This is a genomic window from Priestia megaterium, from assembly GCF_009497655.1.
GTDB classification, from domain to species: Bacteria; Bacillota; Bacilli; order Bacillales; family Bacillaceae_H; genus Priestia; species Priestia zanthoxyli.
The window spans coordinates 359,737-382,500 of record NZ_CP023317.1 but is presented as its reverse complement, the minus strand read 5'-3'; the positions used below and the strand labels follow the sequence as shown (position 1 = coordinate 382,500).

Here is a 22,764-nt window from a genome sequence, read left to right as displayed (position 1 = left end):
TGCGCGCGCTTTACGCCCAATAATTCCGGATAACGCTTGCCACCTACGTATTACCGCGGCTGCTGGCACGTAGTTAGCCGTGGCTTTCTGGTTAGGTACCGTCAAGGTACGAGCAGTTACTCTCGTACTTGTTCTTCCCTAACAACAGAGTTTTACGACCCGAAAGCCTTCATCACTCACGCGGCGTTGCTCCGTCAGACTTTCGTCCATTGCGGAAGATTCCCTACTGCTGCCTCCCGTAGGAGTCTGGGCCGTGTCTCAGTCCCAGTGTGGCCGATCACCCTCTCAGGTCGGCTATGCATCGTTGCCTTGGTGAGCCGTTACCTCACCAACTAGCTAATGCACCGCGGGCCCATCTGTAAGTGATAGCCGAAACCATCTTTCAATCATCTCCCATGAAGGAGAAGATCCTATCCGGTATTAGCTTCGGTTTCCCGAAGTTATCCCAGTCTTACAGGCAGGTTGCCCACGTGTTACTCACCCGTCCGCCGCTAACGTCATAGAAGCAAGCTTCTAATCAGTTCGCTCGACTTGCATGTATTAGGCACGCCGCCAGCGTTCATCCTGAGCCAGGATCAAACTCTCCGAAGAAATGTTTGACTTGCTCATTTTAAAAAATAAAAATTAACGTTGACGTTTGTCGCTTTGTTCAGTTTTCAAAGTTCAAGCGCCGCTCTTAAGCGACTTTTTAATCTTACCAGTTTATCTCTTTCTTGTCAACAACTTTTTTAAGAAGTTTTTTCAAGTTTTTGATAAATTTAGTATCGCTCATCAGCGACGTATATAAATTTACCACGGATATTTTAAAGCGTCAATAGATTTTTTAAAATAAATCGTGTTTTTTTAGAAAAACCTTTTATCCAGACTATAAAATCATGTGTCAGGGCATCTATACGTCATAACCATACCGTATCAGATACCCTTTCTCTCTCTATCATTTCGCCACATAGTGTCTATGGTACAAACTCTTTCCTTTGGTTTCTACTTTTTTTACCATAATGATATCTTTTTCAATTAAAAACTCAAGGAGTATTCCTAAGTCAATAGCATAAGGGCGTATTTCGGGATGGTGAACAAGTTCATTAAACGTCCATTCCTGCTTTTCACTTTTCATAATATGAACAAGATGCTTCGCACCCAATTCAGTTTTTTTATTGACTAGAAATTCACTTGCTAAGAAAAGCAGCTCCAAACGCTTGCTAACCTCTTCTTGGCTAATAATTAGCTCTTCGTAAAGACGATGAATTTCAGGTTCTATTTTTTTCACTTGGTTCCACACTGTCACTTCTGGGTGAAATCCATTTTCCAACACAGACAGTCGTGCTAAATGATGAAGAGCATGAATGACATGATTGAATGCATCTAAATAATGATTAGACGCATAAAAGTCTTTTCCTTCTTTAAATCGGCGAATCAACTTAGCAAACTCGACACCTATTCTCTTTGTCCGATCTTCTCTAGGGAAATCAATTAAGCGTTTCTTTAAGTTTTCCATATATTCGTTTCGATCAAATAGCACTTTACCATTTAAGATCCAATCAATAATACGGCGGTTCGTCCCATTCATAATCCATTCACTCATTTGCTGTTCAGAAGCCATATAAAGTGCAGCACGCTCATTTTCATATTCGTATTGTTTAATAAAAAGAGAAGTTTCTGTGGTTTTGGTCACAATAAATAAGATAGCATCCAAATTATCCGTCACTGGAGATTCTGATTTCTTTTTTTCAATCAGTAAAATACCGAGTGTGTCTTTATTGCTAGCTCTTTCTTGATATATTGGCCGTAAAACATCTTCCATTTTGAGCTCTCCTAACTGTAATAGACAAATATTTTTCAAAATTTTAAAGGCTATGGACTAAGATTTCTTTTTTTATTATATACGATGTATAACGGATATCCCACTCAGAATTATGGAAATCATTCAGAAAGCTCAAAAACTACGGATAATTTTCCGAAGATTCAATTTTTATTACCATTCACTGTCTCACTCTATGATATATTGGTAACAGGGGGGATACTGATGGGGATAAAGTATTCAAATAAAATTAACAAGATTCGCACGTTTGCACTCAGCCTGATCTTTGTTGGTTTCATTGTTATGTATGGGGGAATTTTCTTTCGGTCTTCAGTCTGGCTAATGACTATTTTTATGCTTTTAGGTTTACTGTGCATCGTAGCTAGTACCGGCGTTTATTTCTGGATTGGCATGCTTTCTACAAAAGCAGTTCAAGTAACCTGCCCTACATGTCAAAAGCAAACCAAAATGCTAGGGCGCGTAGATATGTGTATGTATTGCAACGAGCCGCTTACGCTTGACCGGTCTCTTGAAGGAAAACAATTCGATGAAAAGTATAATAGAAAAAAACAAAAAGAAAGCTGATAGTATCACTACTATCAGCTTATTAATGCGCTTTTTTAGCCGTACAATCAGGACACGTTCCGTAAATTTCCATTCGGTGGTGACTAATATCAAAGTCAGTAATATGAGCAGCCAGCTTTTCTACTTCGTCTAAACCAGGATAATGAAAATCCACAATTTTTCCGCAGCTTTCGCAAATCACATGGTAATGCTCTGTTGTAACATAATCAAACCGGCTTGATGCATCACCGTATGTTAGTTCCTTTACAATACCTACTTCGCGAAATACTCTTAAATTATTGTAAACGGTTGCTACACTCATATTTGGAAACTTACCTTCCAGCGCTTTATAAATATCATCTGCTGTTGGGTGTGTCATAGAATTGATTAAATACTCTAAAATAGCATGACGTTGTGGTGTAATACGAACGCCAGTACCTTTTAACGTTTCAAGGGCTTCTTGTAAATGATTTGACACGTCATGCACCCCTCTTCTATAAGTATTATTACTTTATAATTCTTATAATTAGTCTACATGTTTTACCCACGTTTTGTCAACTTGATGCCTATTCCTATTTTATGTAATAAGTAGAAATTATTCATATATGTTATGCAAAAAAAGAAGTGTGGAAATCAATCCACACTTTTAAATATATTAACATCTGAGGAGGTATGCCCTACACTGATATTGTATGTTCAAAGACTAAAACTGCTCTAGTTATCTGCCTGTTTTTATGCCATTTTTTCTTTAATAAATGATAAAGCTTCTTCCACATGCCCTTTTACTCGAACCTTGCGATACTCTTTTACGAGCGTTCCTTCTTTATCAATGATAAAAGTGGAGCGTTCAATGCCCATATATTCTTTTCCAAAGTTTTTTTTCAGTTTCCATACTCCATATTCTTCAGCTACGCTGTGATCTTCGTCAGCTAAAAGCAAGAATGGGAGACCGTGCTTATCAATAAACTTATGGTGTTTGTCGATTGGATCCGGGCTCACTCCTAAAATCACCGCATCTAGCTCTTCAAAATTTTCATGCTGATCTCTGAAATCACAAGCTTCCGTTGTACAGCCTGGCGTCATATCTTTCGGATAAAAATACAGCACAACGTTTTTTCCTTTCATCGAAGCGAGTGATACTTGCTCTCCATTTGTAGACATTAATACAAAATCGGGTGCTTTTTCTCCAACTACAGCTGTCATATTTATCTGCTCCTTTACGCTTTTCATTTTCTTTGAATAGCGTACCCAATATTAGATAAGATGACAAGTTTAAGTGCGGGTAACAGTTCGCATCACAAAGATTGCAGGCATAATGTAGCCGATAAACGCTTCAAAAGTTGCAAATAATTTCCCAATTCCAACCGGATACATATCTCCGTATCCTACTGAAAATAACGTCGCTGCGCTGAAATACATGCTGTTAAACAGCGTATAAAAGTAATGACCTTCATGTTCAAACCCTCCGCTTAACACTGGAATACTTCCCATCTCACACACTGTATAAATAAGGCTAAACCCCAATAAAACTGTGATATATGAATAAAACAAGACAAAGAAATGACCAATTGAGAAAAAATGAAATTCTCCAAGTTCTTTTTCAAAAAGAAACTTCATACTACCAATTACAAAAACAATGATAACGAGGATTAGAAAAATAACCATCATTCTACTCCTTTAATTTATACTCTACTACCACTATACGCGCATCCTTGTCCATTCATTACTACTCAGAAGCCACGAAAAAGAGCAGGCATTTAATTGCCTGCTCCTCTGTATTTTTTGACACCTGTATTCCATAAGAAAATAGAGATTACAAAAAAGACGATTCCCATCACCGGGGTTAAAAATGCATATCCGTACCATTCTGACCTTCCTAAGAAATAAGCAGCTGGATATACGCCTACAAATGCAAAAGGAAGAATCCACGTTAAAACATATCGGATGACATTGTTATAAATATCTACAGGATACCTTCCGTAGTTTCCAATATTATAAATAGTAGGCATAATAGAGGTTCTGGCATCCGACCAGAAGCCTATGCTTGCTAAGGCGATGAAAATTCCTGCGTATACAAGCGCTCCTCCTAAAATAAACAATAGAAAAATAAAAACATCATACCACTGGAAATGAAGATGTAAAGAAGACGCAGCATAAGCCATTACGGCAATCCCTGTGATACCACCAAACAATGATTCCAGTTCCATCCGCTCTAAAATAACTTGAAACAAACTGTGAATCGGCCGCGTTAAAATTCGGTCCATTTCACCTTTAACAATGTAGCGCTCGTTGAAATCCCAAATGTTAAAGAAAGACGAAAAAATAGCAAAAGGGACCAAAAAGAAACCATAAATAAAGATAATTTCCTCTCGTGACCATCCGTGCAGCGACTGAGTATGTCCAAATACAACTAAAATAAAAATCAAATTAACTGTTTGAAACAATAAGTCTGAAATGATTTCAACTACCATATCGGTGCGATACTGAAGCCTTGTTTTCATATATTGACTAATGTACTGAAAGAAAATCGAAAAATAAAACATTTTCATAGACTACCCTCCTTGAATAACCATTTTTTTCTTCGCTATGTTCCACAAACACGCAATAGGAATAAATAGAAGCCCTGACCAAACTGCTTGTGTAATAAGAGCATTTATTACTTCCTGCCCTTTAAATCCATTTGTGAAAATCATGCTCGGAATATAACTAATGGCCTGAAAAGGGAAATAGCTCATAATATGTTGCGCCCATAAAGGATAGAAACTGATGGGCAGAAGAAGTCCTGAAAACAAATCAATAACAACGCGCTTCGCTCGAATGAGTCCGTCATTGTTAAAGAGAAAGAAAGTAGTAATACCCGTCAATAAATTAATTTGTGTATTAATAATGAAACTAAAAATTAAAGACAGTCCAAAATAAAGCCATGTTGCGGCATTGGCTGAGAACTGTACTGGAAATAAAAACGCGACAATAATCATACCGGGCACTGAGAAAAACAGCAGCCGAAAAATCCCTTCTCCCAGTCCTTGCATTGTTTTCATACCAAGGTAGCTATAAGGCTTAATTAACTCTACTGCCACCTTGCCATCTTTAATTTCCATTGCCATTTCACGGTCAATGTTATTAAAATAAAAGGCTCTTGCCATCCATGAAACGGCTACATACGTTGTCATTTGGGTAATGGATAACCCTTGAATATTCTCTTTTCCTCCATAAATAGCGGACCATAAAAAGTAGTAAGCACCAATATTAATCGCATAAATCAATATTCCGCTGTAATAATTCGTCCGATACGCCAGCATCATTAAAAAGCGAATGCGTATCATCTCTATATATTTATCCATTCACAACACCTTCTTCATAAATGTTGCGGATGATTTCTTCCGTTGAAATTTCTTCAATGTTAATATCACTGATTTCGTGCTTTGCCACCACTTTAGCAATCAGCTGTGACAGTAAGTCTCCTTTATTTTGAAGCTGCGCTGTCCACAAATATTTTTGATCACCTTCAATCCAGTTAACAGGCATCCCTTGCGTCAATAGCTTCAACTGCTCTTTATTTGGCGCGGTTCCAAATTCAAACGTGACTTGTTTAAGGTCTCCCCAATTCGAACGCAGCTTTTGCAGTGATCCGTCATAAATAATACTGCCTTCATCGAGCATTACAACGCGTTCACATAAAGCTTCAATATCTGCTAAATCATGTGTCGTAAGCAAAATCGTCGTATTATATTTTTCATTAATTTCTTTTAAAAATTGGCGGATTTTTAATTTAACCAGCACATCTAAACCGATCGTCGGTTCATCTAAAAATAGAAGCGGCGGATTATGAATAAGAGCAGCAGCCAGCTCACAGCGCATTCTTTGACCTAGAGAAAGCTTTCGCACCGGCTTATCTAGCAGCGGTCCAATATCTAACGTTTGAATAACATGTTCCATATGAGCGTTATAATCTTCATCTGACACTTTGTATACTTTTTTTAACAAGCGAAAAGATTCTTGTACGGCAATATCCCACCACAGCTGAGAGCGTTGACCAAAAACAACTCCAATCGTTTGGGCAAACTTCTCCCTTTCTTTATGAGGATTCATTCCATTTACGGTAATCTCCCCTGAAGTAGGAGTTAAGATTCCTGTCAGCATTTTGATTGTGGTCGATTTCCCCGCTCCGTTTTCTCCTATATAACCTACCATTTCCCCTTGTTTTACGGTAAACGAAATATCGTTCACAGCTTTCATAACTCTATAATTACGGGTAAATAAGTCCCGGAATGCCCCTTTAAGGCCAGAGCGGCTAGAATAGGCTTTAAATTCTTTCCGAAGTTGATTCACCTCAATAGCATTTTTCATTGTATTCCCTCCGTTACGTCGACGTATTAGTGGTTTCTTTTATTGTTTCCGGCGCCCTTGCTAGCAACTCCTCTGCGAGATGAGGAACTATTTTCTAGCAGTTAGCTCACAAATTTCTATCATACACGTTCTCGAATGTTTTTCAAGAAACAAATAAGTTTGATAGAATAAAGAAGTTGAACTTTTCATTAGGAGGCATAACATGCAATTTACAAAATCAGAACAATTACACGCTGAAGCGCTCGAACATATTGTAGGCGGCGTTAACAGCCCTTCACGTTCATATAAAGCCGTAGGAGGCGGAGCGCCTGTTGCAATGGAAAAGGCAAGCGGAGCTTATTTCTGGGACGTCGATGGAAATAAATATATTGACTATTTAGCAGCTTACGGCCCTATTATTACAGGACACGCTCATCCTCATATCACGAAAGCTATTACAAAAGCAGCTGAAACTGGTGTTCTTTACGGTACGCCAACTGCTCATGAAGTCACATTTGCTAAAATGCTCAAAGAAGCGATGCCCGCATTAGATAAAGTGCGCTTCGTCAACTCTGGAACAGAAGCAGTTATGACAACAATCCGTGTAGCACGCGCTTATACTGGACGCGATAAAATCATTAAATTTGCAGGTTGCTATCACGGCCATTCCGACCTTGTATTGGTAGCAGCTGGATCTGGCCCTTCTACGCTCGGAACTCCTGACTCTGCAGGTGTACCAAAAAGTATCGCTAATGAAGTCATCACAGTTCCTTTTAACGATATTGAGCCTTACAAGGAAGCATTAGAAAAATGGGGCGATCAAATTGCAGCTGTTTTAGTAGAACCAATCGTTGGAAACTTCGGAATTGTTGAGCCAGAACCTGGCTTTTTAGAACAAGTTAACGAATTAACTCACGAAGCTGGAGCACTTGTTATTTATGATGAAGTGATTACAGCATTTCGCTTTATGTACGGCGGAGCTCAAGATTTACTTGGTGTAAAACCTGATCTGACTGCATTTGGAAAAATCATCGGCGGAGGTCTTCCAATCGGAGCCTACGGCGGTAAAAAAGAAATCATGGAAAAAGTGGCGCCGCTTGGACCGGCTTATCAAGCAGGTACAATGGCAGGAAACCCAGCGTCTATTCTTTCTGGGATTGCTTGCCTGGAAGTACTAAAGCAAGAAGGTGTTTATGAACAGCTAGATAAGCTAGGGGCGATGCTCGAAGAAGGTATTTTAAAACATGCTCGTACATATAACATGCCTATTACGATCAATCGATTAAAAGGCGCTCTTACTCTCTACTTTACAACAGAAACGGTTAAAAACTATGAACAAGCAGAAAATACAGACGGCGAATTATTCGCACGCTTCTTTAAACTAATGCTCCACCAAGGCGTCAACTTAGCTCCTTCGAAATATGAAGCATGGTTCCTTACTACAGCTCATACAGAAAAAGATATTACCGACACTTTAGAAGCTGTAGAAAAAGCATTTAAACAGTTAAGTGAAGAACGCTAATTTTTACTCTAAAGCACTCGTTTGAAAATGAGTGCTTTTTTATCTTGCCTTTGGGTTTCCTTATAGAACATTCCCACCTTTCATAACCATTTCTTACGCGTCATCTCCTTTTTGTCATCCTGTCGAAAAATCCCGAGAAATACCCTTATTTTTCTGCTTGTTTTCTCTTGATATCCATTCTTAAACCTTGTATAGTATGTTATTGTTTATATTATTTCCAACAGGTTATGTAATAAAGAAGGATTGATTTTTGCAATTTATCATTTGTTTTGGGGAACATTCTTCATAACGAAAAAACTTTTTTACAGAAAGGAACTACGAACGCACATGAAACTTGGTGCCCGCATCTTAAAAACGGGAATTGCCATTACACTTTCATTGTTATTAGGTGAATTTCTAAGTTTACCATCTCCAATATTTGCGGCAATTGCGGCAGTTTTTGCAATTCAACCGTCTATTTACAGATCTTATTTAACAATATTGGAGCAAATACAGGCGAATGTGATTGGAGCTGCTTCTGCAGTTTGTTTTGGACTTATTTTTGGTACCCACCCCATCATTATTGGTTTTACCGCTGTTGTTGTCATCGCAGTCAACTTAAAATTACGTATTAATAATACAATTGGGCTTGCGCTTGTGACAGTAATTGCAATCATGGAAAATCCAGGAGATAATTTCGTTGAATATGCGCTTATACGCTTTGGTACAGTGTTACTTGGGGTATTCTCAGCATTTATTGTCAATCTTATTTTTATTCCGCCAAAGTATGAAACAAAGCTGTATTATAAAATTGTAAGCACAACGGAAGAAATTATTAAATGGATTCGCATGAATCTTTATCACGCATCTGAGCACACATTGTTAAAAGAAGACATTGAAAAAATGAAAGACAATGTGGCTAAAATGAATCAACTTTTCGATTTTTACAAAGAAGAACGCACTTATTCAACCAAAAAACGTTTTGTTAAGTCACGCAAGCTCGTTTTATTTCGTCAAATGATTACCGTTACAACACGCGCTCTTACAACCCTGAAACTACTTCATCGAGTGGAAAATGACCTTCAAGTCATGCCGCAGCAATTTCAAGATTTAATCAAATCTGAAGTTGAGTGCCTGTTAATGTATCATGAGCAAGTATTATTAAAATTCATTGGGAAATTACGCGTACAGCCAACCACTACTGTACCAAACGAAGCCTGCGTTGGAAAACGAGCTTTAATCGATAAATTTATGCAGTACAAAATATACGATAATGATGAAGAGAATAAGATTATTTATCATATCTTCCCTTTAATTTCCGTCATCATTGAGTATAGTGAAGAGTTAGAGCATCTTGATAAGCTGATTGATACGTTCCAAAACTATCACAAAGATGATAACTCATTTGATATTAATCATCAGCGACAAGAAGATTAAAAACACCACCTATTGTTAGACAATAGGTGGTGTTTTTAAATTGTATCAAGCTGCTGAACGTTAAAGAGCTGATAGTAATGACCTTTTTTCTTAATTAACTCCTCATGAGAACCTCGTTCGACTACTCTTCCATTTTCTAAAAGTACAATTTCATCAACATGAGTAATTGTAGATAAACGGTGGGCTACAATGAAAGTCGTACGGTCTTTTGCTAGTTCAGCTAATGCTTCTTGAATATAGTGCTCACTTTCCAAATCTAGAGCTGAAGTGGCTTCATCAAAAATAAGAATAGCTGGATTTTTTAAAAATACGCGCGAAATGGAAATACGCTGCTTTTGTCCCCCTGATAGCTTCATTCCCCGCTCTCCCACTTTTGTATCATATCCTTCGGGCAAATTCATAATAAAATCGTGGGCATTTGCGGCTTTTGCCGCAGCAATTACTTCTTCATCTGTCGCTCCTGGCTTTCCAAGCAGTATATTGTTTTTAACCGTGTCACTAAACAACACCGTATCCTGCAGGACGATTCCAATCTTATCTCGCAGGCTGCGTACTTTATAGGTTTTGATATCAATGTCATCAATGAGAATTTTCCCCTCTGTCACATCATAAAAGCGCGGAATTAAGCTGATAAGCGTGGATTTCCCTCCTCCGCTCATTCCAACAAACGCAACGGATTTTCCTTTTTCTACATCTAAATTAATATCATGAATCACAGGTTTTTCTTCTTCTTCATAAGCAAATGAAACGTGCTCAAACTGCACCTTTCCATGAAGCTCAGTACATTCTTTTGCATCTTTCTTGTCTGTAATATCGTATTCTTCATCAATGAACTCAAACACCCGGTCCATAGATGCAACAGACTGCGTGAGCGTAGTCGATGAATTGACCAAGCGGCGAAGCGGATTATACAAGCGGTCAATATAGGCCACAAATGCTACCATCGTTCCTACGCTAAGACTTTCTGTGATGACTTGATATCCAGCAAATGTAATCACGATTAAAGGTGCCAAATCGGTAATGGTGTTCACTACTGCAAATGTTTTGGCATTCCAATTCGTATGATTGATTGCTTTTTGTAGAAAATTTGAATTTTGCTTATCAAATTGTTTCTGCTCATGAGGCTCAATAGCAAAGCTGCGAATAACAGAGATTCCTTGAACCCTTTCATGCAAGTGACCCTGTACTTCCGCTAAAGCCTGCGAACGGACTCGCGTTAAATGGCGCAGACGACTGTAAAAATATTTTACAGAGAACGCATAAACCGGCAGCAAAATAATCGATACCAGTGTTAAAGGTACATTCATCGTAAACATAATCACAATGGCTATTACAATCGTCATCATATCAAGCCATACGTTCATTAAGCCTGTGATAACAAAGTTTTTTGTTTGCTCTACATCATTAATGACTCGTGAAATCACTTCACCCGCTCGCGTGTTTGCATAGTAACGCAAGCTAAGCTTTTGAATATGGCTAAACAGCTGATCCCGAATATCATATAATACTTTGCTCGATACCCACTGAGCATAATACTGCCTGTAATATTCAATGGGAGGTCTTAACACTAAAAATATAACAAACGAAATCCCCATAATCGTCACCATTTTATGAACTTTTTCAGAGGAAGACATGCCATGTCCATTTACGATATCGTCCAAAACATATTTCAAAAGCAGCGGAATTAATAAAGGAATAGCAAATTTAATAATACCAATTAAGACAGTGCCGACAATTTGCCATTTGTATGGCTGTACAAACTTCATGTAGCGTCTTATACTTCCCATAAAATCTCCCCTTTCTATCTATGAGGGCAAGCTTTCTTAGTATATGTACACGCGTCGATTTTTTAGTGCTTTTATCTCTTCTAAAAGATGGCGACCATAACGCCAAAAAGAACATTATATCAAACAGTCAGCTTTAGACGGCCTAACATAATGTTCTCTAGCTCATTCATCAAGAATGCCGATATGTTAAAAAACGTTCATACCAAATGTCAATGAAATCTGGAGCAAACGGGCCTTTTCGCTGTCGAATCCAACCTTTTAACTCCTCGACGTGATTATGTAAAATACGGTCAATCACTTCTGGATAATTCATTTCTTTTCGATGCTTCTCATATTCATCTTCATCAAGAAGGGTGTATGTCATATCTGGATAGACTTTAATATCTAAATCATAATCAATATATTTGAGCGCTTCATTGTCATCATAAATGAACGGCGAACTGATATTGCAGTAATAATAAATTCCATCTTCACGGATCATCCCAATGACGTTAAACCACTGCTGAGCATGAAAATAACAAATTGCCGGCTCTCTTGTGACCCATGTTCGTCCATCTGATTCTGTAACGACTGTACGATCATTTCCTCCAATCACTAAGTTATTGGTTGCTTTTAATACGGTTGTCCGATCCCACACGCGATGAATATGTCCATTATGCTTGTAGCTGTGTATTTGAATTGTTTCTCCTTCCACCGGAATTCCCATCTCCAATACCTACTTTCATTTTAGCACTTAAAAAAATTCATATAACGTCTCCATTTGTCTTATGTTTATTATAACGGTTTCTCTCTCATTTTAACACAAATGTGCTAACCTTCTTGAGTTCAAAAAAGTCACTCCCCCTACTTTTCCTTTGCTTAGCAGCCTTAAAAAAGAGAGGAAGTGACACATCAATGTTCATTAAGCAAGTGTAGAGCAAGCCCCTTCACTTTTATATGTACGAATAATGTCTTCGGTTTGTGCTTCAAACGTCAATTGAATCTCTTTTAATTTTAGCTTCATTTCACTAATTTCATCTTGCACAGAATGAAGTTTTGCTTCTTCATGAAGTTTTACTAGTTCACCTTCGATTTCCTGACAGCGCTCAATCTCAGACTGCAAAAACAGAAGTTGATCCATGGTCTCCAATTGTTGAGTCACTAGCTGATCAAATTTTTTCATACGATAGCTCCTCCCTATTTGCTTTAACCATACACGCGGCACTTCTGTTAACATTCTGTTTAGGTGAGACAGATTCCTTTGACGAGTTGTGTAAAGTTTCAAGAAGTTTTGTCATACTTTGTTGCTTTTTATATAAGAAAAAGCGAACTTAACATCGCCGTTTGAAAGACGTTAAGTTCGCTTTTGATATTAACCTTGGTATTTACCAGCGTTTTGGTTTTTCTTTGCTTCAGCTTGTGCGTTTTGTTGTCTCACTTCTTGAGCACTTGTTTCGCTAGCAAATTCAGTACCGAAGTTGTTTTTAGATGCTTGAGCATTTTGGCTTTTGTTTGCCGCTGCTTGTGCATTTTGTTGCTTCACTTCTTGTACATTTGTTTCGCTACCAAATTCAGTACCGAAGTTGTTTTTAGATGCTTGAGCATTTTGGTTTTTCACGTGTTGTGTGCTTGTACCAGATGCTGTTTTGTTAGTTTGTTTTGCCATTGTAATCACCTCCACGAAAATTAATATGCCCGGGAGGTAAATAGGGTATGCAAACTTTTTTCAGTATTTTAAGGCGCAAGCACAAAATACATTTACCTTACATTAAAAGTGAACGCCCTCCGTCAATAATAAGCGTTTGACCGCAAATCATATTTGCTTGATCGGAGACTAAGAACATCACTGCATCTACCATGTCTTTTGGCTCCACCATACGACCAGCTGGAGTATGTTTGCGCGCATCATCTAACAGTTCATCACGATTTGGGAAGTGCTTTAATGCTTCTGTATCCACAGCACCTCCAGATACAGCATTTACCACAATATTTTTTGGAGCAAGCTCCACTGCTAAATAGCGGGTCAATGCTTCTACAGCAGCTTTTGACACGCCTACTGTTGTATAATTTTCCAAATAGCGAATAGAACCGAGCGAACTGATGGTAACAATCTTTCCTCCGCCTACTTTTTCCATACGTTTAGCCGCTTCTTGTGCACAGAATAAATATCCTTTGCTATTGATGTCCATTGTCCAATTCCAGTGAGTTTCTTCTAATTCCATAATAGGACGTAAAACTCCTGAAGCTGCATTACTTACAAATACGTCTAAGCGACCGAATGCGTCATCAATTTGCTCAAACATTTCTTTAATTTTCTCTACTTTTCCTACGTTTGCTTTAACAACTAATGCTTCTCTGCCTAATGCTTTAATTTCTTCCGCTACTTCCTGCGCTGCACTTTTGCTTCGTGCATAGTTTAATACAATATCGTATCCTTCTTTAGCAAGACGTAAAGCAATCTCTTTACCAATACCTCTGCTGCTTCCCGTAACTAGTGCTACCTTTTGTGACATGATGTCATCTCCCTTATGTATCATATTATCTTTACATTGTACTGATTTTATCGCATAAGAAACAAGTAATATAGGGAAAATAGATAAAACTTGATAAAATGAACGAGGTGAATAGAATGTATGTAGGTAGAGACATGACGGCTCTTTCAATGATTTCTAAAAGCGAGTGGAAAGACAGCGAGCTTGCGTTTTTCCATCACTCTTTACAGCAAATGACGCCGTATTTAAATGCTGAAGGACAAAGTATTCATCAGCAAATTATTAAAGAAATTGAAGCACGAGGCGGGTTACAGCGCCACGAAGCAGATTATACACACGGCACGCACGTATCATATGATTAAATAAAAAGAAGCGCGGAGTTTATCCACGCTTCTTTTATTTAACAAGCAAATATTCTTTTAAGATTTTTTGATGGGAAACCGGAAATGCATATTGTTCTAAGTCTTTTTCAGAAACTACTTTCAAATTTTTTAATGCACTGATATCACTTGCAAGCTCTGCTTCATATACTGTGATGTTCCAGACGATATGAGAAAACACGTGCTGAATTGTGGTAAAAGGCGCATGGATTTTAATATCAGCTCCGTACTCATTTTGAATAAACGCCTGAAGCTGCTGATGATCTGGCGCTATACTAAGATCTACTTCTATATTTGGAAATTCCCATAGATTAGCTAAAAGTCCTTTGCTTGGACGCTTATGAATTAGATAATTTCCTTCACCGTCTTTAATCACCGCTGCAGCAAGCTGAAGAGCACGCGGCGCTTTTTTCTTTGATTTAACGGGAAGCTCATTCTGCACTCCTTCTTCAAAAGCGCGGCAGTGTTCGCGAACTGGACATAACAAACAGGAAGGAGAAGTTGGTGTACAGACAATGGCACCAAGTTCCATCATACCTTGATTGAAATAGGAAGGGTTATCTGTTGAAATAATTTCATGCACGATTTCTTCAAACAACTTTCTTGTTTTCGGTTTTGCAATATCATCCCAAACGGATAAAATGCGCGATAGCACACGCATGACATTTCCATCTACAGCAGGCTGCGGCACTCCGTATGCAATACTTAAAATGGCCCCTGTTGTATAAGGACCCACTCCTTTTAGTTTGGAGATTTCTGCTGGCGTATTTGGAACTTCTCCCCCGTATTGTTCGTGAACTTCTCGAACCGCAGTTTGCAAATTACGGGCACGGGAATAATAGCCTAATCCTTCCCACGCTTTTAACACATCATCTTCATTCGCATAAGCTAAGTCTTTGATAGTGGGAAATTTGCTAATAAAATTATTAAAATAAGGAATGACCGTATCTACTCTCGTTTGTTGAAGCATAATTTCAGATACCCACACCTTATAAGGGTCCTGATCTTGACGCCAAGGTAAAATGCGCTGTTCCTGCTCAAACCAAGAGATTAAGTCATTTTGAAATGCTTGAATATCAAAATTTTGTACAATATCTTTACTTTGTTTCACGTCATAGCCTCCGAGGTATTAACTATACATATACAATGTGTTGCTTTTTGAATCTTAGTAACTTTATGATAACCTTATAACAACTACAAATATGAATAGTAAAATGAATTGTTCAAATAATGAATAAAAACAGCCGATTTGCTGCGTTAATAATAAAATGAGATTTTTTGCTTTAAATCAAGCTCTCATGCTGAATTAGAATAATCTAAGATCGTCATCATCTTACAAAGGAGGAGTTCGCTCTGGATACTGGTACACACATTGCAATGGGAATCGCTCTGGGCGGCCTTGCAACATTAGACCCCACTGTATCTGCGAATACAGCCACAATGGATGCTGTGATGATTGGCGTAATGGCCGGGTCATTAGCACCTGATTTAGACACTGTTTTAAAGCTGCGAAACAATGCACAGTATATCCGCAATCACCGTGGAATTACACATTCTATCCCGGCTGTTATTTTATGGCCTTTGCTTATCGTGCTCATTCTTTCGCTTCTGCTGCCAGGAGCTAACTTGCTGCACCTATGGATGTGGACCTTTGCAGGCGTCATTATTCACGTTTTTGTTGATATCTTTAACGCTTATGGCACGCAGGCTTTACGGCCTTTCACAAATAAATGGATTGCGCTTGGCGTAATCAACACGTTTGATTACGTGATTTTCTCAGCCCACGTGCTCGCAATTTTAATCTGGTTTATTGGAGCAGAGCCAGGACCAACATTCATTACGCTATATGTGTTATTGGCGTTTTACTATGGACTGCGCTTTTATATGCGCCACCAAATCGCCAAGAAGCTTCGAAAACAGTTTCCTGATGTTATCAAGCTCAATATCTCTCCTACGCTGCGTTTCACTCACTGGCACTTAGCCGTGACGACCGAAAAGTACTTTCATGTAGGAAGAGCAATCGGAGAAGAAATTTTTATTTATGATACGTTTGATAAAGTTCCAATTCCTGAATCGGCCGTAATTGAAGTAGCGAAAAAAGATGAAAATTTATCTGCTTTTCTTTCCTTTTCACCTATTTATAGATGGGAACTGGACGAATATAACGACCACATTGAAGTGCGTTTTATTGATTTACGCTACCGCAGCAAAGACTACTATCCATTTGTAGCCGTGGTCCAGCTTGATTACGATTTAAATATTATTTGTTCGTACACTGGTTGGATTTTCAGTGAGAAAAAATTGCGTAAAAAGCTTGATTACCTCCCGCACTAATCATAACAAGAACAAATATGAAACCCAAAAACGAACCGTCTTGAGAAGACGGTTCGTTTTTATTTAATGTTTTAAATAGTCATCGTTATTTAATAAATGCTGATATTTAGGGTTTTTAACCGCGATTTCATGAAGTTTGTCACCGTAGCTGTTGATGTACATCGTAACAACCTTTTCCGTCGCTTCTTTCCCTTTATAATCATATCCTGCTTTTGCGTAAGATGACTCAAAATCTTCCCAGAAAAGTTCGACCCATGTACGGGCTTGAGCGTATGAAAGCGAACTATTTTTGCTTAATAGCTGATTCGTTAATCTTTCGAATATATCGTTCATAAGAACACCTCGATTACCAAAATTCTTTATGAGTATGTTTGCACTTTTAACTTACACTATAAATGCGGAGTTATTCACTCCCTCATGTACTATATCATAACCGCAACGCTTTCTGTTGTAAAAGGAGAGGTATCGATGCGCAATAAAGCAAAAGATTTTACAAACCAACATCATACTAAGTTTGAAGGCGAACCTCGAGCAAAAGCAGAATACGCTTCAAAACGTGCAAATGGAACGATCAATACGCATCCGCAAGAACGTATGCATGCTTCTAATGAGCGCGAAGAATAACCGCTTGCTTTGCTTATTTGTTTAAAAGTAAAGCGAATATAGATATCAAACAAGCAGCACACTTCGTGCTGCTTGTTCGTCCCTTTATTTTTTCAACATGGAAATAGGCAATGCCTCTTCGTTTTGCGGTGAGCCAAGTCTAAACCCCCATGCAAAAACTCCGTTCATATAATCAATTTTAAAATATGAACCCGGATCTCCTTGAATTTCATATACTTCCCCTGCTTGAAACGTTTCAGGATCCAATAAGTACGATCTAGCCATTGTTACTTTTCTTTCTAATACTGCATACTCATTGACCATGCCAAGCTGTTCAGCTTTTCGTGCTTTTTCTTGAAGAGACCCAATTTCTTGTTGAAGTTCATACGTCGTCATATCACTGTAACGTTTTTCAGACATGCTGCTTTCCCCCTTGTTTGCTTTCATTTTATTATAACAAAAGGTATAACTAAAGGGAGACTATGAAAAGGGAGTTTTGGGAATGAAAACAGTGCTAATCACAGGCGGTGCGACGGGTCTTGGAAAAGAACTCGCAAAACTTTACGCAAAAGACTGCAACGTCATTCTAGCTGGACGCAATCAACAGAAATTAACTGAGGCCCAGCATGAGCTAGGAGAAAACGTATATACGATGTCTGTAGATATTACACAGTATGAAGAAGTAGGAAAATCTGTAGAAAAACTGCTGATGCAGCATTCAGTAGATATCCTTATCAACAACGCAGGCATTGGACATTTTGGTCCTTTGACAGATTATACAAAACAAGCAATCGATGAAGTCATCGATACAAATGTAAAAGGAACTATTTTTTTAACACAAGCGCTTATGCCTCATCTCTTGACGAGACCTGAACCTAAAGTTATGAATATCATTTCAACTGCAGGACTTCGAGGGAAAGCCAATGAAAGCGTCTATGTGGCAAGTAAATTTGGCGTAAGGGGATTTACAGAAAGTTTAAAAGTGGAGTACCAAGATACCAACCTTCATGTGACGGCAGCTTATATGGGAGGCATGAATACTCCTTTTTGGGATCACAACAACCACATTAAAGATAAAAGCCGCTTGCGCTCAGCTTCAGAAATCGCTGAGATTATTTATAAACAGCAGAATGATTCAGAAGATATTTTGTTTTAAAAAGATTGAAGCATCACAATAAAAAAATCCGAACGAGTTGGATTCTCTATCAAGAATCTCGATTCATCGTTCGGATCTTCCTTCAACTAACATACTTTTTTCCCCGCTCTATTCCTCTTCAATAGAATCTAGAAATGATTGAATTTGTTCAATGGAGAATCCTTTTCTATAAAGAGCCTGCTTCATTTTTTGCTGATATTCCCAGCCTTCATACTTTGAAAAACGACGATGAGCTTTCATTCCTTGATATTGCAGAGCTTCCCAAACCTCATCGCTTTCTTTTTCTGTATCCGTTCGCTGAAATGCTTCTTGAATAACAGAAAACGAATAGCCCTTCACTGCCAATGCTTGTTCCATTTTTTGTTTCATCATTACTTGAGATAATTTTTTATATTTCCCTTTTAACTTTTCAATTAATTTTACAGCAGTTTGAATTTGCTGTTCTTCAGGGTATTCACATAAACTAAGGGTAATAATGGAATCAGAAATCCCCTTTTCTTTTAATTCTCTTTGAATCACATTTGGTCCTTTTGGTGTTGTGTTCATCTGAGTTAACACAAATGCTTTGGCAAACTCTTCATCATTTAAATAACGGTGGCTGACTAGTTTCTGAATAACTTGTTGAATAATAGTAGAGTTAATTTCTTTTTTCTTTAAATAATCGTGTACCTCTTTTTCAGAGCGCATTCGATAAGATAAGTAAATGATCGCTAAATTATAAGCTTTTTTCTCATCATCTGCGTACTGAATTTCCGTTAATTCAAATTCATCAAGCTCACGACCTTTTTTTAAGTCATATTTGATGAGGACATTTTCGTCAACACCAAAGCCAAACTCTTCACCTTTACCATAATCTAAATACACATTATAACGTTCACCGCTATTCTTTTGCGTTGTGATCTTTGTGACAACAGGCATTAACCTTCACCTCATATTTCTTATTAAATTGATGGCTGAAGAACCGCCAAACGTATCATACACATTTTTATTTATCTCAATAAAGGAGGAAGTTCGTATGAAAATTGTTATTGCTGGAGGAACTGGATTCGTAGGTAAAGCTTTAACAAAACATTTTTTAACACAAAAACACTATGTATATATTTTAACACGCAATGCAGATAAAGCTGCAAGAGATCCGAAACTTCAATATGTAGAGTGGATGCAAGAAAACAGCCAACCTGAAGAGCATGTAGAAGGAGCAGACGTTTTTATCAATTTAGCTGGCGTTTCACTTAACAGTGGCCGCTGGACGGACGAACGCAAAAAAGCCATCGTGGAAAGTCGCCTTTCTTCTACTCAAGAAATTCTTCGCATTATGGCTTCTTTACCCGAAAAACCGTCACTTTATGTAAATGCAAGCGCCGTTGGTTATTACGGGACATCAACGAAAGAAACGTTCACAGAAGCTTCTCCATCGATCGGGACAGACTTTTTGGCTGAAACGGTAAAAAAGTGGGAAAATGAAGCGCTAAAAGCCATGGAACTCAATATTCGTACTGTCTTAACAAGATTCGGCGTTATATTAGGGAAAGATGGCGGAGCACTTCCTTCTACGGCCCTTCCTTATAAATTATTTGCAGGAGGAACAGTCGGTTCCGGAGAACAGTGGATGTCTTGGGTGCATCTTCAAGACGTCGTGAAGATCATTGATTACTGTATTCATACCGAACAAATAGAGGGAGCTGTTAACGTCACTGCCCCAAATCCCGTTCAAATGAAAGAGTTTGGAAAGACGATTGGAAAAGTGTTGAATCGTCCTCATTGGATGCCCGTACCTAGCTTTGGCCTTCAGCTGCTGATGGGAGAAATGAGTATGATTATTTTAAAGGGACAGCGCGTTTTACCTGAAAAATTGATTCAACAGAATTACATTTTTACATATACTGTATTAGAAGATGCATTGCGAGATTTACTCTAGTTATTTTCTGTTATTTCCCTAAAACAGGTGACTAAGCTGCCGATAGATAGGAGTAACTTTATGAAAACCATTCTCTTAAAAAATGCAACGCTCTATCCTATTACGTCAAAACCTATTTATAATAGTGATGTGCTCATTCAAGATGGAAAAATTGTTTTAATTGGGCCAAACTTGCAGCCACCTCTTCGAGTAGAAGTCATTGACTGCAAACAGCGTTATTTATTCCCTGGATTTATTGATGTTCATACACATCTAGGATTATATGATGAAGGAACCGGCTGGGCCGGGAATGATGCTAACGAAACCATTGAACCTATGACTCCACATATCCGAGCTTTTGACAGTGTACATCCTTTAGATCCTGGGTTTAAAGATGCCATTGAAGCGGGTATTACGTCTGTACACATTATGCCAGGAAGTGCAAATGTGATTGGAGGCACAACTTCCGTTATTAAAACAGCTGGAACAAGCATTTCTCAAATGTTAATTCAAGAGACAGCTGGACTTAAGATTGCGCTAGGAGAAAATCCAAAACGAATTCACAGCCACGGCAATAAAGAATCGATTACGCGAATGGGTATTATGGGGATGCTGCGAGAAGCCTTTTATCACGCAGCAAGCAGTGACAACAAAGATGATTTGCGCATCAAACCTCTCACTCAAGCACTGAATAGAGAAATTCCAGTTCGGATTCATGCTCATAGAGCCGATGATATTCTATCAGCTCTTCGCTTAGCAGATGAATTTCATTTAGACGTCCGTATTGAGCACTGTACAGAAGGCCATTTAATTGCTAAAGAGCTGGGTGGAAGAAATTTAAAAGTGAGCGTAGGTCCAACTTTAACACGCCGCTCAAAGGTTGAACTTAAGAATAAAACGTGGAAAACCTATCAAGCTCTTTGCAATGAAGGAGTAGAAGTTTCCATTACAACGGACCATCCTTATACGCCTATTCAGTATTTAAATATTTGCGCATCCATTGCCGTACGTGAAGGACTCGAAGAGCAAAAAGCATTAGAAGGCATCACGATTACTGCTGCTCGGAATCTCCGTATTGATCATCGAATCGGCAGTATCGAAGCAGGAAAAGACGCTGATTTAGTGCTATGGAGCCATCATCCCTTTCACTACTTAGCAAAGCCTATTTTCACCATGATAGATGGTAAAATATTATTTAAAAAAAATTAACATTTTACCTATTTTCTTTTTTTATTTTTTTTAGTATGATACGTTTAGAAGCATGTGAATTTCACAAAAGCATAAACATCACACGTTGACTTTTTATGTTTGTTGACTTGTAATGGGAAGGCAAATGGTGCGCCACCAGGTAACTGGTTCTAGTGGGTTCGATTCCCACCCCGAAATTTTTTTAATTATTAAAAAATTTCGAGGGTGGGGACTTGATTGGAGTCTGTATATACCCTCGATCAGGAGGGAAAAGTTATGTTAAAAAAACGTGACCTAAATGACTGTCAATCTCTATACGAACTCATGGTACATCCTGATGTCTTCCCTTTTGTTCGTCATAAAGCCCATTCCTATGAAGAATTTTTATTTGTGACTAAACAAACGATGGAAGCAGAAGATCATGGAGAAATTATTTCTCGCACGATTTTAGATGAATGGGGTAACCCTATCGGCACCATTAATTTATTTGATGTACAGGATCAAGCTGGTTTTTTAGGCACTTGGCTTGGCAAACCGTTTCATGGAAAAGGATATAATCAAATTGCAAAAGAAGCGTTCTTTAATGAACTGTTCTTTGAGTTAAATATAGAGCGAATTTTTATGCGAATCCGCAAAATCAACATCAGGTCTATTAAGGCTGCCGAAAAACTGCCTTATGCAGTACTTGCGAATGAAACACACAAAGCTTTATACGATGAAATTAATCAACATGAAGACGTATATGATTTATACGAAATTCCAAAAGACTTGTATACATTATACTACCTGCGTCACGAACAAGACGTTCAAGAAGATCACCAGCTTAAAGAAGCGTAAGAGTCTCTCCGTTACACGGGGAGCTTTTTTTATGATTAAAAACGAGAGATTCTGGAAAAAATAAGTAGCATGATCGAAAAACGTTAATTGGAGGTTTTTTTATGTCTGAAAAAAAACGAAAAGAAAACGCAAAAAATACGTTAAGTAGCGCTCAAGAAATCTATTACGGCCGCGAGTTTAAAAAAGCAGACCGTGCAGGCGGCTACACGAAAAAATAAGTGAGGCAAAACATCTCTATCCAACGCTTGATCATCCCAACGTCCTTTCTGTACACTGTGTATCGGAAGGACGTTTTATATTATGTAAAGATAATAACGCAAAGATTTCATGCGTATGATTTACGATTTTTTAATACTTTACTATATCCACAAAGTTTACCCACAATTATGTGGATAATGTGCATAACTTTATCAGATATGTATATTACCGCTTTCATAACTTGAAATAACAGTGGGTAATTTTTATGTAAATTTTCTGAAAAA

27 protein-coding genes and 1 rRNA gene (1 of these 28 only partly in view) are annotated in these 22,764 nt (G+C 38.1%); 11 read left to right on the top strand and 17 right to left on the bottom strand.

Annotated features, from left to right (window positions below; all coding sequences use genetic code 11):
* Positions 1-591, bottom strand: a 16S ribosomal RNA gene (locus tag CEQ83_RS02025); it reaches 961 nt to the left of the window's first position.
* 343 nt (positions 592-934) lie between these two features.
* Positions 935-1,801, bottom strand: coding sequence for a nucleotidyltransferase-like protein (locus CEQ83_RS02020; RefSeq protein ID WP_013055174.1), 867 nt, complete (start codon positions 1,799-1,801; stop codon positions 935-937).
* Positions 1,802-2,023: 222 nt separating this feature from the next.
* Here CEQ83_RS02020 and CEQ83_RS02015 point away from each other — a divergent pair, with 222 nt between their 5' ends.
* Entirely contained in the window at positions 2,024-2,383 is a 360-nt protein-coding gene (locus CEQ83_RS02015; protein ID WP_014461817.1) for a YgzB family protein, read from the top strand.
* Positions 2,384-2,405: 22 nt separating this feature from the next.
* Here CEQ83_RS02015 and perR read toward each other — a convergent pair whose 3' ends face one another.
* The 6 genes from perR to CEQ83_RS01985 all read right to left on the bottom strand — a co-directional run bounded on the left by perR (position 2,406) and on the right by CEQ83_RS01985 (position 6,712).
* Complete coding sequence (perR, locus tag CEQ83_RS02010; RefSeq protein ID WP_013055172.1) at positions 2,406-2,840, bottom strand: peroxide-responsive transcriptional repressor PerR; 435 nt, start codon at positions 2,838-2,840, stop codon at positions 2,406-2,408.
* Positions 2,841-3,094: 254 nt separating this feature from the next.
* The gene (gene bcp, locus CEQ83_RS02005) at positions 3,095-3,565 is read right to left on the bottom strand and encodes a thioredoxin-dependent thiol peroxidase (RefSeq protein ID WP_028412424.1); all 471 of its coding nucleotides are present in this window, start codon (positions 3,563-3,565) and stop codon (positions 3,095-3,097) included.
* A gap of 69 nt (positions 3,566-3,634) precedes the next feature.
* Entirely contained in the window at positions 3,635-4,027 is a 393-nt protein-coding gene (locus CEQ83_RS02000; protein ID WP_013081554.1) for an ion channel, read from the bottom strand.
* Positions 4,028-4,119: 92 nt separating this feature from the next.
* A complete protein-coding gene (locus CEQ83_RS01995) occupies positions 4,120-4,905 on the bottom strand; it encodes an ABC transporter permease (RefSeq protein WP_013055169.1) in 786 nt (261 codons plus the stop codon).
* Between the two features lie 9 nt (positions 4,906-4,914).
* Positions 4,915-5,706 (bottom strand): ABC transporter permease, encoded by a 792-nt coding sequence (locus CEQ83_RS01990; protein WP_013055168.1) that lies wholly within the window; start codon positions 5,704-5,706, stop codon positions 4,915-4,917.
* Positions 5,699-6,712 (bottom strand): ABC transporter ATP-binding protein, encoded by a 1,014-nt coding sequence (locus CEQ83_RS01985; RefSeq protein WP_028412425.1) that lies wholly within the window; start codon positions 6,710-6,712, stop codon positions 5,699-5,701. Before CEQ83_RS01985 ends, CEQ83_RS01990 begins: the two co-directional genes overlap by 8 nt.
* Before the next feature lie 202 nt (positions 6,713-6,914).
* Here CEQ83_RS01985 and CEQ83_RS01980 point away from each other — a divergent pair, with 202 nt between their 5' ends.
* Together CEQ83_RS01980 and CEQ83_RS01975 are read left to right on the top strand one after the other, a co-directional pair.
* On the top strand, positions 6,915-8,213 hold the full coding sequence (locus tag CEQ83_RS01980) for a glutamate-1-semialdehyde 2,1-aminomutase (RefSeq protein ID WP_028412426.1): 1,299 nt from the start codon (positions 6,915-6,917) through the stop codon (positions 8,211-8,213).
* 327 nt (positions 8,214-8,540) lie between these two features.
* A complete protein-coding gene (locus CEQ83_RS01975) occupies positions 8,541-9,629 on the top strand; it encodes an FUSC family protein (protein WP_028412427.1) in 1,089 nt (362 codons plus the stop codon).
* 35 nt (positions 9,630-9,664) lie between these two features.
* On the opposite strand, the gene CEQ83_RS01970 is transcribed toward CEQ83_RS01975, so the two are convergent.
* From CEQ83_RS01970 to fabL, 5 genes are all read right to left on the bottom strand, one after another.
* A complete protein-coding gene (locus tag CEQ83_RS01970) occupies positions 9,665-11,416 on the bottom strand; it encodes an ABC transporter ATP-binding protein (protein ID WP_013081549.1) in 1,752 nt (583 codons plus the stop codon).
* Positions 11,417-11,585: 169 nt separating this feature from the next.
* A complete protein-coding gene (ntdP, locus tag CEQ83_RS01965; RefSeq protein ID WP_013055163.1) occupies positions 11,586-12,122 on the bottom strand; it encodes a nucleoside tri-diphosphate phosphatase in 537 nt (178 codons plus the stop codon).
* Positions 12,123-12,317: 195 nt separating this feature from the next.
* Positions 12,318-12,578, bottom strand: a complete 261-nt coding sequence (locus tag CEQ83_RS01960) for a YgaB family protein (RefSeq protein WP_014461824.1) — start codon at positions 12,576-12,578, stop codon at positions 12,318-12,320.
* Positions 12,579-12,767: 189 nt separating this feature from the next.
* The gene (locus CEQ83_RS01955; protein WP_028412428.1) at positions 12,768-13,061 is read right to left on the bottom strand and encodes a gamma-type small acid-soluble spore protein; all 294 of its coding nucleotides are present in this window, start codon (positions 13,059-13,061) and stop codon (positions 12,768-12,770) included.
* Positions 13,062-13,158: 97 nt separating this feature from the next.
* Complete coding sequence (gene fabL, locus CEQ83_RS01950; RefSeq protein WP_028412429.1) at positions 13,159-13,908, bottom strand: enoyl-[acyl-carrier-protein] reductase FabL; 750 nt, start codon at positions 13,906-13,908, stop codon at positions 13,159-13,161.
* 116 nt (positions 13,909-14,024) lie between these two features.
* On the opposite strand from fabL, the gene CEQ83_RS01945 reads away from it, so the two are divergent.
* Positions 14,025-14,249, top strand: coding sequence for a hypothetical protein (locus tag CEQ83_RS01945; RefSeq protein ID WP_014461827.1), 225 nt, complete (start codon positions 14,025-14,027; stop codon positions 14,247-14,249).
* Between the two features lie 34 nt (positions 14,250-14,283).
* On the opposite strand, the gene mutY is transcribed toward CEQ83_RS01945, so the two are convergent.
* Positions 14,284-15,378, bottom strand: a complete 1,095-nt coding sequence (gene mutY / locus CEQ83_RS01940; RefSeq protein ID WP_028412430.1) for an A/G-specific adenine glycosylase — start codon at positions 15,376-15,378, stop codon at positions 14,284-14,286.
* 242 nt (positions 15,379-15,620) lie between these two features.
* On the opposite strand from mutY, the gene CEQ83_RS01935 reads away from it, so the two are divergent.
* Positions 15,621-16,601 carry a metal-dependent hydrolase gene (locus CEQ83_RS01935; protein WP_074682687.1) on the top strand — a complete coding sequence of 327 codons (981 nt, stop codon included), beginning with the start codon at positions 15,621-15,623 and terminating at the stop codon, positions 16,599-16,601.
* 63 nt (positions 16,602-16,664) lie between these two features.
* Here the strand turns inward: CEQ83_RS01935 and CEQ83_RS01930 are convergent, their stop codons facing one another.
* Positions 16,665-16,934 carry a YfhJ family protein gene (locus CEQ83_RS01930; RefSeq protein WP_028412432.1) on the bottom strand — a complete coding sequence of 90 codons (270 nt, stop codon included), beginning with the start codon at positions 16,932-16,934 and terminating at the stop codon, positions 16,665-16,667.
* Between the two features lie 135 nt (positions 16,935-17,069).
* Between CEQ83_RS01930 and CEQ83_RS01925 the strand changes: the two genes are divergently transcribed.
* Complete coding sequence (locus tag CEQ83_RS01925; protein WP_028412433.1) at positions 17,070-17,225, top strand: small, acid-soluble spore protein K; 156 nt, start codon at positions 17,070-17,072, stop codon at positions 17,223-17,225.
* Positions 17,226-17,309: 84 nt separating this feature from the next.
* On the opposite strand, the gene CEQ83_RS01920 is transcribed toward CEQ83_RS01925, so the two are convergent.
* Positions 17,310-17,624, bottom strand: a complete 315-nt coding sequence (locus CEQ83_RS01920) for a YfhH family protein (RefSeq protein ID WP_028412434.1) — start codon at positions 17,622-17,624, stop codon at positions 17,310-17,312.
* 82 nt (positions 17,625-17,706) lie between these two features.
* On the opposite strand from CEQ83_RS01920, the gene CEQ83_RS01915 reads away from it, so the two are divergent.
* Positions 17,707-18,360 (top strand): SDR family NAD(P)-dependent oxidoreductase, encoded by a 654-nt coding sequence (locus tag CEQ83_RS01915; protein ID WP_028412435.1) that lies wholly within the window; start codon positions 17,707-17,709, stop codon positions 18,358-18,360.
* A 108-nt stretch (positions 18,361-18,468) separates the two neighbouring features.
* On the opposite strand, the gene recX is transcribed toward CEQ83_RS01915, so the two are convergent.
* Positions 18,469-19,278, bottom strand: coding sequence for a recombination regulator RecX (recX, locus tag CEQ83_RS01910; RefSeq protein WP_098999469.1), 810 nt, complete (start codon positions 19,276-19,278; stop codon positions 18,469-18,471).
* 97 nt (positions 19,279-19,375) lie between these two features.
* Between recX and CEQ83_RS01905 the strand changes: the two genes are divergently transcribed.
* The 4 genes from CEQ83_RS01905 to CEQ83_RS01890 all read left to right on the top strand — a co-directional run bounded on the left by CEQ83_RS01905 (position 19,376) and on the right by CEQ83_RS01890 (position 22,500).
* On the top strand, positions 19,376-20,278 hold the full coding sequence (locus CEQ83_RS01905; RefSeq protein WP_098999468.1) for a TIGR01777 family oxidoreductase: 903 nt from the start codon (positions 19,376-19,378) through the stop codon (positions 20,276-20,278).
* Between the two features lie 60 nt (positions 20,279-20,338).
* Positions 20,339-21,466, top strand: a complete 1,128-nt coding sequence (locus CEQ83_RS01900) for an amidohydrolase (protein ID WP_033580772.1) — start codon at positions 20,339-20,341, stop codon at positions 21,464-21,466.
* 255 nt (positions 21,467-21,721) lie between these two features.
* Positions 21,722-22,282 carry a GNAT family N-acetyltransferase gene (locus CEQ83_RS01895; RefSeq protein ID WP_013055149.1) on the top strand — a complete coding sequence of 187 codons (561 nt, stop codon included), beginning with the start codon at positions 21,722-21,724 and terminating at the stop codon, positions 22,280-22,282.
* Positions 22,283-22,383: 101 nt separating this feature from the next.
* Complete coding sequence (locus tag CEQ83_RS01890) at positions 22,384-22,500, top strand: YfhE family protein (RefSeq protein WP_013055148.1); 117 nt, start codon at positions 22,384-22,386, stop codon at positions 22,498-22,500.
* The last annotated feature ends 264 nt before the right edge of the window (positions 22,501-22,764 follow it).

Bases quoted from the DNA above. Each gene is read 5' to 3' on its own strand.
- CEQ83_RS02020 (WP_013055174.1), bottom strand. From the start codon at position 1,801: ATGGAAGATGTTTTACGGCCAATATATCAAGAAAGAGCTAGCAATAAA.
- CEQ83_RS02015 (WP_014461817.1), top strand. From the start codon at position 2,024: ATGGGGATAAAGTATTCAAATAAAATTAACAAGATTCGCACGTTTGCA.
- bcp (WP_028412424.1), bottom strand. From the start codon at position 3,565: ATGACAGCTGTAGTTGGAGAAAAAGCACCCGATTTTGTATTAATGTCT.
- CEQ83_RS02000 (WP_013081554.1), bottom strand. From the start codon at position 4,027: ATGGTTATTTTTCTAATCCTCGTTATCATTGTTTTTGTAATTGGTAGT.
- CEQ83_RS01995 (WP_013055169.1), bottom strand. From the start codon at position 4,905: ATGTTTTATTTTTCGATTTTCTTTCAGTACATTAGTCAATATATGAAA.
- CEQ83_RS01990 (WP_013055168.1), bottom strand. From the start codon at position 5,706: ATGGATAAATATATAGAGATGATACGCATTCGCTTTTTAATGATGCTG.
- CEQ83_RS01985 (WP_028412425.1), bottom strand. From the start codon at position 6,712: ATGAAAAATGCTATTGAGGTGAATCAACTTCGGAAAGAATTTAAAGCC.
- CEQ83_RS01980 (WP_028412426.1), top strand. From the start codon at position 6,915: ATGCAATTTACAAAATCAGAACAATTACACGCTGAAGCGCTCGAACAT.
- CEQ83_RS01975 (WP_028412427.1), top strand. From the start codon at position 8,541: ATGAAACTTGGTGCCCGCATCTTAAAAACGGGAATTGCCATTACACTT.
- CEQ83_RS01970 (WP_013081549.1), bottom strand. From the start codon at position 11,416: ATGGGAAGTATAAGACGCTACATGAAGTTTGTACAGCCATACAAATGG.
- ntdP (WP_013055163.1), bottom strand. From the start codon at position 12,122: ATGGGAATTCCGGTGGAAGGAGAAACAATTCAAATACACAGCTACAAG.
- CEQ83_RS01960 (WP_014461824.1), bottom strand. From the start codon at position 12,578: ATGAAAAAATTTGATCAGCTAGTGACTCAACAATTGGAGACCATGGAT.
- CEQ83_RS01955 (WP_028412428.1), bottom strand. From the start codon at position 13,061: ATGGCAAAACAAACTAACAAAACAGCATCTGGTACAAGCACACAACAC.
- fabL (WP_028412429.1), bottom strand. From the start codon at position 13,908: ATGTCACAAAAGGTAGCACTAGTTACGGGAAGCAGCAGAGGTATTGGT.
- CEQ83_RS01945 (WP_014461827.1), top strand. From the start codon at position 14,025: ATGTATGTAGGTAGAGACATGACGGCTCTTTCAATGATTTCTAAAAGC.
- CEQ83_RS01930 (WP_028412432.1), bottom strand. From the start codon at position 16,934: ATGAACGATATATTCGAAAGATTAACGAATCAGCTATTAAGCAAAAAT.
- CEQ83_RS01925 (WP_028412433.1), top strand. From the start codon at position 17,070: ATGCGCAATAAAGCAAAAGATTTTACAAACCAACATCATACTAAGTTT.
- CEQ83_RS01920 (WP_028412434.1), bottom strand. From the start codon at position 17,624: ATGTCTGAAAAACGTTACAGTGATATGACGACGTATGAACTTCAACAA.
- CEQ83_RS01915 (WP_028412435.1), top strand. From the start codon at position 17,707: ATGAAAACAGTGCTAATCACAGGCGGTGCGACGGGTCTTGGAAAAGAA.
- recX (WP_098999469.1), bottom strand. From the start codon at position 19,278: ATGCCTGTTGTCACAAAGATCACAACGCAAAAGAATAGCGGTGAACGT.
- CEQ83_RS01905 (WP_098999468.1), top strand. From the start codon at position 19,376: ATGAAAATTGTTATTGCTGGAGGAACTGGATTCGTAGGTAAAGCTTTA.
- CEQ83_RS01900 (WP_033580772.1), top strand. From the start codon at position 20,339: ATGAAAACCATTCTCTTAAAAAATGCAACGCTCTATCCTATTACGTCA.
- CEQ83_RS01895 (WP_013055149.1), top strand. From the start codon at position 21,722: ATGTTAAAAAAACGTGACCTAAATGACTGTCAATCTCTATACGAACTC.
- CEQ83_RS01890 (WP_013055148.1), top strand. From the start codon at position 22,384: ATGTCTGAAAAAAAACGAAAAGAAAACGCAAAAAATACGTTAAGTAGC.